Here is a 13,290-nt window from a genome sequence, read left to right on the forward strand (position 1 = left end):
ATTTTTCATGAAATTTCTCGACATTAATTTCATGAATCAACAACAAGAACTCGACACACTGGCCGTCCTCATCCACGACCTGCGCAAGCACAAGAAACTCACCCTCGCCCAACTCGCGCAAAAAATCGAGCGTTCGGTGGGCTTTGTGTCTCAAGTCGAACGCGGCCTGTCGCGCCCTACCGTGGCCGATCTCACCGCCATCAGCCATGCCCTCGATGTGCCCACCACCTACTTCTACAGCCTGCCCAAACCCAAGGCGGTGGATTGGGTCACGCGCCCCAACGAGCGGCGCACGGTGTATTACGCCAATGGCATCACCGACATTCTGGTGTCGCCCAGCATGCACGGCGCATTTTCGATGCTCGACAGCCTGTTGGCGCCCGGTGCCAACAGTGGCGAGCAGACCATGAGCGACCGCGCCGAGCAGGCCGGTTTTGTGCTGGAGGGCGAGTTGACGCTGTGGGTGGAAGGTGAGACTGACCCGGTCACCCTCGGCCCTGGCGACAGCTTCCACCTGGCCAGCTTTGCCCATTGCCGCTACGCCAACCTGACTGATCTGCCCGCCCGCGTATTGTGGGTTTACAACTAGGAGCAACACCCGTGAAAAGCCAAACCTCCACGTTGCTGGCCGAAGTACGGACCTTTCGCCAGAACCACCCCGAGGTGCGTTACGTCGACCTGATCGCCCTGGACATTCCGGGGCATTTCTACGGCAAGCGCTACCCGGTGGAGATGCTTGAAAAAGTCGCCGCCGGCAGCCCGCTGAAGCTGCCGCAAAACGCCGTGCTGCTGGGCGCTCAGGGCGGGCTGTTCAAGATCGGTGATTATTGCTTTCACGACGGCGACCCGGATGCCAACCGCCGCCTGGTGCCAGGCACCCTCAAGCCGGTGAGCTGGGAAGCGCAGCCGCTGGGGCAGATGTTGATCACCTCGGATGGCACCGAAGCGCCGATTGAGTTCGAACCACGTGAAGTGCTGGCCAAGGTGCTGGAACGCCTGCAGCACAAGGGCATTCACCCGGTAGTGGCGTTTGAGCTGGAATTTTACCTGTTCGATAAAAAACTCGACGACGGCCTGCCGCAATTTGCCCGCGACCCGTTGAGTGGCGACGCTGACGACCAGCCCAACCTGCATATCGAGCGACTGTCGCGCTTCAGTGAAGTGCTCGACGACATGGCGCAAACCGCCCAGGCCCAAGGCATCGACATCACGGTGATCACCGCCGAACTCGGCCCCGGCCAGTTCGAGATCAACTTCGGCCACTGCGACGACGGCCTGCGCGCCGCCGACTGGGCCGCGCTGTTCTGCCGCAGCACGCGTGGCGTGGCACTCAAGCACGGCTACCGCGCCAGCTTTATGGCCAAGCCTTACCTGCAATTTCCCGGCAGCGGCATGCATGTGCATGTCAGCCTGTATGACGGCGCGGGCAATAATTTACTCGCGGCGCACCAGCAGCAACCGCTGCGCCACGCGGTGGCCGGTTGCCTGCAATTGCTGCCGCACTGCATGCCGATCTTCTCGCCCAACCACAACGCCTTCCGCCGCTTGGGTGGCACCGTGAACGCGGCCACTCGCGCCAGCTGGGGCTTTGAGGACCGCGACGCGTGCGTGCGCATTCCCGAATCCGACCCGCGCAACCTGCGCATCGAACACCGCCTGGCCAGCGCCGATGCCAACCCGTACCTGGTGCTGGCAGCGATCCTGGCAGGCTTGGAGCATGGCCTTGAAACCGGGCAAGAACCCATCGCGCCGCTGAACGAGGACCGTAACAGCGGCGCCGACTTCCCCCTGGAAATGCTCGAGGCCGTGCGCGCCATGCAGCATCAAGCGGTAGTGCGCGATAAGCTGGGCGCCGAATTTATCGACGTGTACTGCGAAAACAAACGCCAGGACCACCTGGCCTTTCAACAAGAGATCAACGCGCGGGAATACCGCTGGTTTCTCTAGCCCTGGAATCACCGATGACCGACCAAAGCGCCCCGGCCCTCAAGGAAATCTTCAACGTCGAACGCCTGCAACACATCGCCAGTGAAATGACGGCGGTGTATCCGGCGTTCGACGCCAAAGGCTTTCTAAAGCACGCCAAAGCCGGGCTGGCCGAGTTGTCGGTGATGCAGCGCATGGCGCGGGTCAGTGAGAGCCTGCATGCGGTCATCCCATTGGATTACGCGCACACCCTCAAGCTCCTGTATGCGCTGGCCCCGCGCTTGAACAGTGCATTTGTGTGCCTGTTCCTGCCGCACTACGTGGCCAGTTACGGCCTGAATGACTTCAAGCGCTCCATGGCCGCGCTCAAATACTTCACCGTGTTTGGCTCGGCCGAGTTCGCCATTCGCCCGTTCTTGTTGAACGACCTTGAGCGCACCCTGGCCGTGATGCAGCAGTGGTCGCTGGACGCCAACGAACATGTGCGGCGCCTTGCCAGTGAAGGCTCGCGACCTCGCCTGCCCTGGTCCTTTCGCTTGGCGGCGGTGCAGGCCAACCCGCAGCTGTGCGCCTCGATCCTGGATAACCTCAAGGCCGACAGCAGCCTGTATGTGCGCAAGTCGGTGGCCAACCACCTCAACGACATCACCAAGGACCAGCCGGACTGGGTGCTCAGCCTGATCGAAGGCTGGAACCTGGACAACCCGCACACCGCCTGGATCGCCCGGCACGCCTTGCGCAGCCTGATCAAGCAAGGCAATCCCCGCGCACTGACGATCATGGGTGCCGGCGCCAGGGCCGAGGTCAACATTCACCACCTGAAAGTCACACCGGCGGTGATCAACCTGGGCGAGCGGATCAACCTGTCGTTCAGTCTGGAATCCACCGCCACCGCCGCGCAGAAGCTGGTGGTCGACTACGCCATCGACTACGTAAAAAGTGCCGGCCACAGCGCGCAGAAAGTGTTCAAGCTCAAGGCCTTTACCCTGGGTGCAGGCGAACATCACCCCATTCGCCGCGAACAACATATCCGTGAGTTGACCACGCGCAAGCATTACGCGGGCAAGCATTGGGTGCATGTGCTGGTGAACGGCGAAAAGCTCGCCAGTGCCGAATTTGAATTGCTAAAACCTGACACAAAATCAAACAAAAGGCTCTAGCACGGGCCTTTCAGACACATTTATTGTCAGACAATCCTGGCTTTTGTTGTTGCGATCCATTATCATCCGGCGCCTTCTCACTACCCATCGGGTAGTTGTTTCACTGTGTCACCCGAGGCGCCCATGTACAGTTCGCACCGTTTGTACCGTTTTTCGTTTCACTGCCCCTTGCTTGCCCTGAGCCTGGGGCTGGTTTCCCACGGTGTCAGTGCCGCCCTGCAACCCATGGCCGAAGCCCCGCTGGCCAGCGACACCGAGCTGCACTGCCACTTCAACCGCGACGCCAGCACCGACTGCACTACAACCCAGCACTACACCATCCTCAAGCCCAGCGGCCGCGAAATGCTCTCGCGCATCGACTTCGATTACTCCGAAGGCGACACCTTTGAAGTGATCAGCGCGCAATCCACCCAGCCGGGCGCCAAGCCGGTCGCACTGGACGCAGCGCAAATCGACACGCGCACCGCGCCCAACCCGGACCAGGGCTTCAGCCGCGACAAGCAAACTTCGCTGGCCTTCCCGAACCTGCGCGTAGGCACGCAAATTCGCTACACCGTGCGCGAACATCGCGCCGCCAAACCGCTGGTGACCCAGTTTCACTACGCAATCATGTTTGGCCCCAGCGCATTCCGTCGCGACCACGTGAAGGTGCGCTTTACCGCCGAACGCCCGATCCAGTGGCGCAGTGAGTTGTTCGACGGTTTCAAAGTAACGGCATCCGCCAACGGCAAGACCCTGGACGTGGTGCAAAAAAAGCCGACCTATCTCAATTACATCAACGAATCCTCCAGCGCAGCGCTGCAACGCATCCCGCGCCTGGAAGTGGGCAGCGCCCTGGACCGCCAGGCGTATTTCGGTGATTTTGCCCAGCGTTATAACCAGATCCTCGGCGCCAACCTGCCGGCGCAAGCGGCCGCTGCCGTAGCCGCCGCACGCAACCTGGCGCCGGCACAACAGGTCGAAGCGCTGATGCAGCACATCAACGACCACTACCGCTACCTGGGCGACTGGCGCGCTACCGAGCGCGGTTATGTGCCGTTCAACCTGGCGGAAATCGAGCAGCATGGTTATGGCGACTGCAAAGACCTGGCGATCCTGCTGACCGCAATGCTCAAAGCCAGCGGCATCAAGGCCGAGACCGCCTGGGTCAGCCGTGGTGACGTAGCGTTCTCATTGCTGATCCCTGGCACCAACGCGGCGAACCACGCCATCGTGCGTGCCGAAGTCGATGGCCAGGTCTGGTGGCTCGACCCGACCAACCCGGTGTTCGCACCCGGCCAGACCATGCCCGACATTCAGGACCGCTGGGTGCTGGTCAATGATGCTCAGGGCCAGGTACGCGAAGAACAGATCCCGCTGGAACGCCCGGAAACCACCCTGCGCCTGGACAAAAAAGTGCACTTCGACAAGCAAGGCAATGGCGCCACCCAGGCCACCATCACCTTCAGCCGCCTGCCGCTGATGCAAATGAGCGTCGCCGATCGCCAACAAGGCACCACCGCCACCGACCAGAACATCTGCGGCAACTTCGGCAACGAAATCAGCGACTGCACAATCACCCGCCCACCCACCGCCTTCGTGGTGCACGACGGCTACACCGTCAACGCCAGCATGAACGACCAGCGCGCGCTGGAAAAGCTCGCAAACGACTACGTCTACACCGACGAGTCACTCAGAGGCCGCTGGGATGGCTTCATCAACTACCGCCGCCATGATCAACAAGCCGACCTTTACCTGGGCAACCCCGAAACCTACGACTACCGCTTCACGCTGACCGGTGGGCAGATGGAAAAAGCCATCCCCGGCTGCCAGGTGCGCTCGCCGTGGTATGACCTGGATCTGGACGGCAAGCGCACGGATAACGGCCTGCAGTATCACTATCGCCTGAGCCAGAAAATACGCTGGCTGACCCATGGGGAAGTCGCCAGTGAAGCGTTTGGCAAGATGATAAAAGAAGCGCGGGCGTGTGCCGAGCAGGTGCATCAGGTGGTGAAGCTCTAATAACTCACTGACACAACACAAACCCAATGTGGGAGCTGGCTTGCCTGCGATTGCAGTGTGTCATTCAACAAATAAGTTGACTGACAGGGACTCATCGCAGGCAAGCCAGCTCCCACATTTTTTTATCCGGTTTCTTCAGTGGGTTTCGCCGAGCAGCAAGCCTTGCTCCCGCGCGCACAACTCCACCACATAATCCCACAACACCCGCAACCGCACCGACTTGTGCAGTTCCCGGCGCGAGCTGATCCAGTAGCTGCGCTGGATGCTTTCTGCCGGCAGCAAAGGCACCAGGTCCGGGTCGCCGGCGGCCATGAAGCACGGCAACACCGCAATGCCTAATCCCGAACGCGCCGCCTGGTGTTGAGCAATCACGCTGGTGCTGTGAAACACCACCTTGGGGTTGCGGCAAAAGCTGCTGAGGAACTTGAGTTCCTGGCTGAACAGCAGGTCATCCACGTAATCAATCCAGGCATGGGCGGCGAGGTCTTCACGTTTTTCGATCGGCGGGTGGCGCGCAAGGTAGGCACGGCTGGCGTAGAGCGCCAGGCGGTAGTCGGTGAGTTTGCGCGTGACGAGTTGGTCGACGCTGGGGCGCTCGAGGTGGATGCTGATTTCCGCTTCACGGTTGAGAATGCTCACAAAGCGCGGCACCGCCACCAGCTCCACTTCCAGCCCCGGATAACGCTCGAACAGCCCACCCATGCGGCTGGCGAGGAACATCACGCCCAACCCCTCGGCCACGCCAAGGCGGATCTTGCCCAGCGGCGCAGCGGAATGGGTGAGTTCGTCTTCGGCCAGCAACGCGACGTTTTCCATGGCCTCGGCGTGCTTGAGCAGCGCTTCTCCGGAAGGCGTCAGTTCGTAGCCTTGGGCATGCTGCACGAACAGCGCGGTGCCAAGGCTCTTCTCGATGGCCTCGATATGCCGGGCCACGGTGGCGTGCGTGGTTTTCAGGCGCTGCGCAGCGGTGAGCAGGCGGCCACTGCGTTGCAGCTCAAGAAAAAACCGCAGGTCATTCCAGTCGAACATGTCGCCTCCAATGCGAGAGCCTGAGCCGCGCTGTTTAAAAACGCACAGCAGCTGGGTAAAAACTAACATTTTTAAGACGAAAACTAACAACTAGGATGGGGCCAATAAGAAAAACAAGCGAGACCTCAGATGCCCATTGCAACTGCTGAATACGATTACATCGTCGTAGGCGCCGGCCCCGCAGGCTGCCTGCTGGCTAATCGATTGTCCGCCAACCCCGCCCACCGCGTGCTGCTGCTCGAAGCCGGTGGCCGCGACAATTACCCCTGGATCCACATTCCCGTCGGCTACTTGTTCTGCATCGGCAACCCGCGCACCGACTGGTGCTTCAAGACCGAAGCCCAGGAAGGCCTGCAAGGCCGTGCGCTGAGTTACCCACGCGGCAAGGTGCTGGGCGGCTGCTCGTCCATCAACGGCATGATCTATATGCGTGGCCAAGCCCAGGATTACGACGGCTGGGCCGCCGCAGGCAACCCCGGCTGGGCCTGGAAAGACGTGCTGCCGCTGTTCAAACAGAGCGAAAACCATTTTGCCGGAGGCTCGGAATTTCACAGTGACGGCGGTGAATGGCGCGTGGAGCAACAGCGCTTGCACTGGCCGATCCTCGATGCCTTTCGCGATGCGGCGGCGCAAAGTGGCATCGCGCCGATCAGCGATTTCAACCAGGGCGACAATGAAGGCTGCGGCTACTTCCAGGTCAACCAGAAGGCCGGGGTGCGCTGGAACGCGGCGAAGGCGTTTCTCAAACCGATCCGCCAGCGCCCCAACCTCACCGTGCTGACCGAAGTGGAAGTCGATCGCGTGGTGCTGGAAAACGGTCGCGCTTCGGCCGTGGTCGGGCGTCAACATGGGCAACAACTGAGCTGGAAGGCACGCAAGGAAATCGTCCTGTGCGCCGGTTCCGTCGGCTCGCCGGGTATCCTGCAACGCTCGGGGATTGGCCCGTCCCATGTGCTCAAGCCATTGGGCATCAACGTGCTGCATGAACTGCCGGGTGTCGGTGGCAACCTGCAGGACCACCTGCAACTGCGGCTGATCTACAAGCTGGAAAACGCACGCACCTTGAACCAGATCGCCGGCACGCTGTTGGGCAAAATGGGCATGGGCCTGCGCTACCTGTATGACCGCAGCGGCCCATTGTCGATGGCGCCCAGCCAGCTCGGCGCCTTCGCCCGCTCCGGCCCGGAACAGGCGTCGGCCAACCTTGAATACCATGTGCAGCCACTGTCCCTGGAGCGTTTTGGCGAGCCGCTGCATGCGTTCCCGGCGTTTACCGCGTCGGTCTGCGACCTGCGCCCGCAAAGCCGTGGCCGCATTGATATCCGTTCGGCCAACCCTGCGGATGCCCCCCTGATACGGCCCAACTACCTCAGCCATCCCGAAGATTTGCGCGTGGCCGCCGACGCGATCCGCCTGACCCGCCGCATTGTCGCCGCACCGGCCCTGAGCCAGTTCAAGCCGGTGGAATACCTGCCGGGCGACGCGCTGCAAACCGAAGAACAGCTGCATGAAGCCGCTGCACGCATCGGCACGACGATTTTCCACCCGGTGGGCACTTGCCGCATGGGCAATGACAACGATGCAGTGGTCGATGCCCAACTGCGCGTGCATGGCGTGCCGGGCCTGCGCATTGCCGATGCCTCGGTGATGCCACGCATCACATCCGGCAACACGTGCTCACCTACACTGATGATTGCGGAAAAGGCAGCGCAGCTGATGCTTTCGCCGAACACAAGGAGTCTCGCCCCGCAGAGAGAAACGGTTCATGCAATCTGAATAGCGGCGCCGCACCCGGCGCCGACAGTGGAACAACAATAAATAATCACTGTGAGGGATACCCGATGTCAGAACATGCTCAACCCCTGGGCTCGGCCGTCAAGGCGAGCACCGGCAGCGAATCAAGGAAAGTCATCTTCGCCTCGTCTTTAGGGACGGTGTTCGAGTGGTATGACTTTTTCCTCTACGGCGCCCTGGCGGCGGTGATCAGCAAGCAATTCTTTGCCGGGGTGAATGACACCACGGCGTTTATTTTTGCCTTGATGGCCTTTGCCGCAGGCTTTGTGGTGCGGCCGTTCGGCGCGTTGGTGTTCGGCCGCCTGGGCGACATGATCGGGCGCAAGTACACGTTTTTGGTCACCATCATCCTCATGGGCGTGGCGACCTTCTGTGTCGGGCTGTTGCCGACCTATGCCAGCATCGGCATTGCGGCGCCGATCATTCTGATCGTGCTGCGCATGCTGCAAGGCCTGGCGTTGGGCGGCGAATATGGCGGTGCAGCCACTTATGTGGCCGAGCACGCACCGGCCGGCAAACGCGGCCTGCACACCAGCTGGATTCAATCCACCGCCACTTTGGGCCTGCTGCTGTCGCTGCTGGTGGTGCTGGCTTGCCGTTACTTCACCGGCGACCAGTTCGAAGTGTGGGGCTGGCGCATCCCGTTCCTGTTCTCGATTGTGCTGCTGGGCATTTCCACCTGGATCCGCATGAGCCTGCATGAGTCGCCGGCATTCCTGAAAATGAAAGAGGAAGGCAAGGCGAGCAAGTCGCCGATCCGCGAATCCTTCGGCAAATGGGAAAACCTCAAGGTGGTGCTGATTGCGCTGTTCAGCATCAACGGCGGGCAGGCAGTGACCTTCTACGCCGCGCAGTTCTACGTGTTGTTCTTCCTCACGCAATTCCTGAAGATGGACCCGGCCCTGGCCAATATGCTGCTGATCATCAGCGTGGTAATCGGCGCACCGTTCTTCATCCTCTTTGGATGGCTGTCGGACAAGGTTGGGCGCAAACCGGTGCTGATGCTCGGCTTGCTGCTGGCCACCGCGCTGTACTTCCCGATCTTCAAGGGGCTGGCGCACTACACCAACCCGGCGATGGACCAGGCCAGCCACCAGGCGCCGATCACCGTATTGGCCGACCCGGCCACCTGCACCTTCCAGTTCGACCCGGTCGGCAAGGCGCGTTTTGACAGCCCGTGCGACAAGGTCAAGACCTTCCTGGTCAAGCAAGGTCTGCCCTACAGCAGCGCCGCCGCGCCAGCCGGCAGCCCGGTGCAGGTGAGCGTCGGTGATGTGCGCATCGACGGTTACGACGAAGCGGCCCTGCGCGGCGCGGTGACCCTGGCCGGCTACCCGACCTCGGCGGATGTGGCGCAGGTCAACAAGGTGATGGTGGTGGTGCTGATCGTGGTGCTGATCCTCATCGCCGCCATGTGCTACGGCCCGCTGGCGGCGCTGATGGTGGAACTGTTCCCGACGCGTATCCGCTACACCTCGATGTCCCTGCCCTACCACATCGGTAACGGCTGGTTTGGCGGGTTCCTGCCGACCGTGTCGTTTGCCTTGGTGGTGTACACCGGCGATATCTTCTACGGCCTGTGGTACCCGGTGGTGGTGACCGGGGTGAGCTTGATTGTGGGGTTGTTCTGCCTGAAAGAAACCAAGAACGTGGATATCAATAACAATTGAGTCAGCTGCAAGCTGCAAGCGCCAAGTAAAAGCTGATCGGCTTCTACTTGCAGCTTGCAGCTTGAAACTTACAGCTGTACATCCATACAGATAAAGGTTGCTCAATTGCCTTTGACTGAGCATCCTGCAAGGCATCGACCCGATTTGATGTGATGACCATGCGGCTGTACCTCTGTGAAAAACCCTCCCAGGCCAAGGATATCGCGGCCGTGCTCGGCGCCAGCCGGCGTGGCGACGGCTGCTGGCTGGGTAATGGGGTCACAGTCACCTGGTGCATCGGCCACCTGCTGGAAACCGCCCCGCCCGACGCCTACGACGCCAAATACAAGCGCTGGGTGCTGGCCGACCTGCCGATCGTGCCGGAAAAATGGAAGATGCTGGTCAAGCCCAAGACCGCCAGCCAGTTCAAGGCCGTCAAGCGTTTGCTCGGGGAAGCCCAGGAACTGGTGATCGCCACCGACGCCGACCGCGAAGGCGAGATGATCGCCCGGGAGCTGGTGGAGCATTGCCGCTATCGTGGGCCGATCCAGCGCTTATGGTTATCGGCGCTGGATGAAGCCTCCATCCGCAAGGCCTTGGCTGCCCTCAAACCCGGCGCCGAAACCTTCAGCCTGTACCACTCGGCCCTGGGCCGCTCGCGCGCCGACTGGCTGATCGGCATGAACATGAGTCGCCTGTTTACCCTGCTCGGGCGTCAATCCGGCTATCAAGGCGTATTGCCGGTGGGCCGCGTGCAAACCCCGACCTTGCGTCTGGTGGTAGACCGCGACCGCAGCATCGCCGACTTTGTGCCGGTGGCTTACTGGGCCATTGATGTCGACCTGCGCCACGGCCCCATGACCTTCACGGCTCAATGGCGCGCCGCTGAGGATGCCTGCGACGATCAAGGCCGCTGTCTTGACCCGCAACTGGCCCGCGCTGCCGCCGATGCGATGGCCCACGCCGCCAGCGCCAGGCTGGTCAAACTGCGTACCGAGCGCGTGCGCGAGGTGGCGCCCCTGCCCTTCGACCTCGGCACGTTGCAGGAAATCTGTTCCAAGAAGCTCGGCCTCGGCGCCCAGGAAACCCTGGACATCGCGCAGTCCCTTTACGAAACCCACAAAGTCATCACCTACCCTCGCAGTGATTGCGGCTATCTGCCGCTCAGCCAACACAGTGATGCGCCGAAGATCTTGGCCGCGCTGGCCCGCGCGGATGCGGCGGTGAATGAGTTGATGGCGCATATCGACCCGCAACGCCGCTCGCGGGCCTGGAACGACGCCAAGGTCAGCGCGCACCACGGCATCATTCCTACGGGTGCCGGTAAGGACGTCGCGCAACTGACCGGCAAGCACCGTGCGGTCTACACGCTGATTCGCGCACGTTACCTGGCGCAGTTCCTGCCCAACCATGAATACGATCGCACCCAGGCGGATTTCGACTGCGCAGGCCAGGCCTTGCGCGCGGTAGGTAAAGTCATCATCGAGCCGGGCTGGAAGCGCGCCCTGCCCGAGGCGCTCGCGCCCGCCAAAGGCCGTGAAGCCCCCGCACCGCAGGCCTTGCCGACCTTGGTGCAAGGTCAGGATTATGCGGTGGCCAAGGTCAACCTCAAGGACCTGTGGACCCAGCCGCCCAAGCCCTTCACCGAGGGTGACCTGATCAAGGCGATGAAAAACGTCGCCAAACTGGTGCAAGACCCGCTGCTCAAGCAAAAGCTCAAGGACACCACCGGTATCGGCACCGAAGCCACCCGCGCCGGGATTATCCAGGGTTTGCTCGACCGGGGTTATCTGGTCAAAAACGGCAAGGCACTGTCGGCCACTGCGGCGGCGTTCAGCCTGATCGACGCGGTGCCGCGGGCGATTGCCGACCCAGGTACCACTGCGATCTGGGAGCAGGCGCTGGACATGGTGCAAAGCGGAGAGATGAGCCTGGAAGAATTCGTCGCCAAGCAGGCGGCCTGGATGAGCAAACAAGTGGCACGCTGCAATGGCATGCGCATGACCATCACCGGTCCGGCCAGCCCGGCGGGCCGAGGCGCCACGCCGTGGAAAAACAAACGCAAGGCCGCACCGCGCAAGACGACAGGCGCTCCAAAGCGGGCGAAAAAACCGAAAAGTGCCGGCTAAAACGCGAAATAAACCAGTGAATGACGTTTTTCGACGGGTTTAACGCCGCTTTGGGCCTTGCAGCGCTGTAGCCCGTCTAGGATTCTGTAGGGGACTCGCTGACTTCCTAACAACAACACCGGAGTGGCCGCCATGAAAACCGTTGCACAAGTGCTCAAAGCCAAGGACCAGAAGAATCAGGACGTGCATACCATCCAATGGGATCACACGGTGTTTGAGGCGCTGGTGCGGATGTCAGAAAAAAACGTAGGGGCCTTGCCGGTGGTCAAGGAAGGCGCAGTTGTCGGCATCCTCAGTGAACGTGATTACGCGCGCAAAATCATGCTCAAAGGCCTTTCGTCGGTCACCACAAAGGTCCATGAGGTAATGAGTTCACCTGTCATCACCGTAGATACCCATAAGAGTGTCGAAGAATGCATGAACATCATGACCGACAGTCACCTGCGCCACCTGCCCGTGGTCGAAGACGGCAAACTGCTGGGCCTGCTGTCCATCGGTGACTTGGTAAAAGAGGCCATTGCCGAACAGGCCGATCTGATCAAACAGCTGGAGCAGTACATCCGCGGCGAATAGGGGAACCCATGCTCGATACGCTGGACCATCAAGAAAATCACCTCGACACCCTGTACCGGGCCATGGCTGAACGACGCTTTTTGGTCTTGACCGGTGCAGGTATCAGCACGTCATCGGGCATCCCGGATTACCGCGACAGCGAAGGCGTGCGCCGTGGCAGGGCGCCGATGATGTACCAGGAATTCCTCGCCACCGCGCAAGCGCGCCGCCGCTATTGGGCACGCGCCATGCTGGGTTGGCCACGGGTGCGTATTGCGCAGCCGAACCAGGCTCATCTGGCGCTGGCAACACTGCAGCAACGCGAGCGTATCAGCGGGCTGATCACGCAAAACGTCGACACCCTGCATGATCAGGCCGGCAGCCATGATGTGATCGAACTGCATGGCAGCCTGCATCGTGTGCTCTGCCTGGACTGCCAGCAGCGCAGTACCCGCGACGTGATCCAGCGGCAGATGGAAATCGACAATCCTTACCTGGCCGAGGTCCACGCGGTGCAGGCGCCTGACGGTGACACCCTGCTCGATCCTACGTTTGAAGAACGCTTCCAGGTGCCGCGCTGCCCCCATTGCAATGGCGAGCGCTTGAAGCCAGACGTTGTATTTTTTGGCGAGAACGTGGCACCGGCGACGGCAGCCAGGGCCATGGCCGCCGTTGAGCATGCCGACGGGCTGCTGGTGGTGGGTTCTTCGCTGATGGCCTATTCCGCGTTTCGCCTGTGCAAGGCGATGGTGGAGCAAGGCAAGCCGGTGATAGCCATCAACCTGGGCAAGACCCGAGGGGATGAGCTGTTGCAGGTGAAGATCGAGGCGTCATGCGAGCGATTGTTGCCCCTGCTGGCCGAACGATTGGGACAGTAGGCACACTTCAAATCAAAAATGTGGGAGTAGGCACACTTCAAATCAAAAATGTGGGAGTAGGCACACTTCAAATCAAAAATGTGGGAGGCCCCGCCACCTCTTCGATGTAGCGCTGTCGCGCATCAAACTGGTTCATCGTAAGGTTGAAGAACGCGGGCGGGGCAAAGGCCGT

Annotated in this window: 10 protein-coding genes; 9 read left to right on the forward strand and 1 reads right to left on the reverse strand. The window is 61.2% G+C overall.

What is annotated here, in order from left to right:
* Positions 1 to 31 precede the first annotated feature (31 nt).
* The 4 genes from ASE80_RS05790 (at position 32) to ASE80_RS05805 (ending at position 5,087) form a co-directional block, all read left to right on the forward strand.
* Positions 32 to 589 (forward strand): helix-turn-helix domain-containing protein, encoded by a 558-nt coding sequence (locus ASE80_RS05790; protein ID WP_056858078.1) that lies wholly within the window; start codon positions 32 to 34, stop codon positions 587 to 589.
* A gap of 11 nt (positions 590 to 600) precedes the next feature.
* Positions 601 to 1,947, forward strand: a complete 1,347-nt coding sequence (locus ASE80_RS05795) for a glutamine synthetase family protein (protein WP_056858064.1) — start codon at positions 601 to 603, stop codon at positions 1,945 to 1,947.
* A 14-nt stretch (positions 1,948 to 1,961) separates the two neighbouring features.
* Positions 1,962 to 3,086 (forward strand): DNA alkylation repair protein, encoded by a 1,125-nt coding sequence (locus tag ASE80_RS05800; RefSeq protein WP_056858065.1) that lies wholly within the window; start codon positions 1,962 to 1,964, stop codon positions 3,084 to 3,086.
* 141 nt (positions 3,087 to 3,227) lie between these two features.
* Positions 3,228 to 5,087, forward strand: coding sequence for a DUF3857 domain-containing transglutaminase family protein (locus ASE80_RS05805; RefSeq protein WP_056858079.1), 1,860 nt, complete (start codon positions 3,228 to 3,230; stop codon positions 5,085 to 5,087).
* A 135-nt stretch (positions 5,088 to 5,222) separates the two neighbouring features.
* Here ASE80_RS05805 and ASE80_RS05810 read toward each other — a convergent pair whose 3' ends face one another.
* Positions 5,223 to 6,116, reverse strand: coding sequence for a LysR family transcriptional regulator (locus ASE80_RS05810; RefSeq protein ID WP_056858066.1), 894 nt, complete (start codon positions 6,114 to 6,116; stop codon positions 5,223 to 5,225).
* A 129-nt stretch (positions 6,117 to 6,245) separates the two neighbouring features.
* Between ASE80_RS05810 and ASE80_RS05815 the strand changes: the two genes are divergently transcribed.
* From ASE80_RS05815 to ASE80_RS05835, 5 genes are all read left to right on the forward strand, one after another.
* Complete coding sequence (locus ASE80_RS05815) at positions 6,246 to 7,892, forward strand: GMC family oxidoreductase (RefSeq protein ID WP_056858067.1); 1,647 nt, start codon at positions 6,246 to 6,248, stop codon at positions 7,890 to 7,892.
* A gap of 65 nt (positions 7,893 to 7,957) precedes the next feature.
* The gene (locus ASE80_RS05820) at positions 7,958 to 9,580 is read left to right on the forward strand and encodes an MFS transporter (RefSeq protein ID WP_017135018.1); all 1,623 of its coding nucleotides are present in this window, start codon (positions 7,958 to 7,960) and stop codon (positions 9,578 to 9,580) included.
* A gap of 158 nt (positions 9,581 to 9,738) precedes the next feature.
* The gene (locus tag ASE80_RS05825; RefSeq protein WP_056858080.1) at positions 9,739 to 11,688 is read left to right on the forward strand and encodes a DNA topoisomerase III; all 1,950 of its coding nucleotides are present in this window, start codon (positions 9,739 to 9,741) and stop codon (positions 11,686 to 11,688) included.
* Positions 11,689 to 11,820: 132 nt separating this feature from the next.
* Positions 11,821 to 12,261, forward strand: coding sequence for a CBS domain-containing protein (locus tag ASE80_RS05830; protein WP_056858068.1), 441 nt, complete (start codon positions 11,821 to 11,823; stop codon positions 12,259 to 12,261).
* Between the two features lie 8 nt (positions 12,262 to 12,269).
* On the forward strand, positions 12,270 to 13,118 hold the full coding sequence (locus ASE80_RS05835; protein ID WP_056858069.1) for an NAD-dependent protein deacetylase: 849 nt from the start codon (positions 12,270 to 12,272) through the stop codon (positions 13,116 to 13,118).
* Positions 13,119 to 13,290 lie beyond the last annotated feature (172 nt).

The sequence above is a fragment of the Pseudomonas sp. Leaf15 genome (genome assembly GCF_001421425.1).
Taxonomy (GTDB): Bacteria; Pseudomonadota; Gammaproteobacteria; order Pseudomonadales; family Pseudomonadaceae; genus Aquipseudomonas; species Aquipseudomonas salomonii.

Bases quoted from the DNA above. Each gene is read 5' to 3' on its own strand.
- ASE80_RS05790 (WP_056858078.1), top strand. From the start codon at position 32: ATGAATCAACAACAAGAACTCGACACACTGGCCGTCCTCATCCACGAC.
- ASE80_RS05800 (WP_056858065.1), top strand. From the start codon at position 1,962: ATGACCGACCAAAGCGCCCCGGCCCTCAAGGAAATCTTCAACGTCGAA.
- ASE80_RS05810 (WP_056858066.1), bottom strand. From the start codon at position 6,116: ATGTTCGACTGGAATGACCTGCGGTTTTTTCTTGAGCTGCAACGCAGT.
- ASE80_RS05815 (WP_056858067.1), top strand. From the start codon at position 6,246: ATGCCCATTGCAACTGCTGAATACGATTACATCGTCGTAGGCGCCGGC.
- ASE80_RS05820 (WP_017135018.1), top strand. From the start codon at position 7,958: ATGTCAGAACATGCTCAACCCCTGGGCTCGGCCGTCAAGGCGAGCACC.
- ASE80_RS05825 (WP_056858080.1), top strand. From the start codon at position 9,739: ATGCGGCTGTACCTCTGTGAAAAACCCTCCCAGGCCAAGGATATCGCG.
- ASE80_RS05830 (WP_056858068.1), top strand. From the start codon at position 11,821: ATGAAAACCGTTGCACAAGTGCTCAAAGCCAAGGACCAGAAGAATCAG.
- ASE80_RS05835 (WP_056858069.1), top strand. From the start codon at position 12,270: ATGCTCGATACGCTGGACCATCAAGAAAATCACCTCGACACCCTGTAC.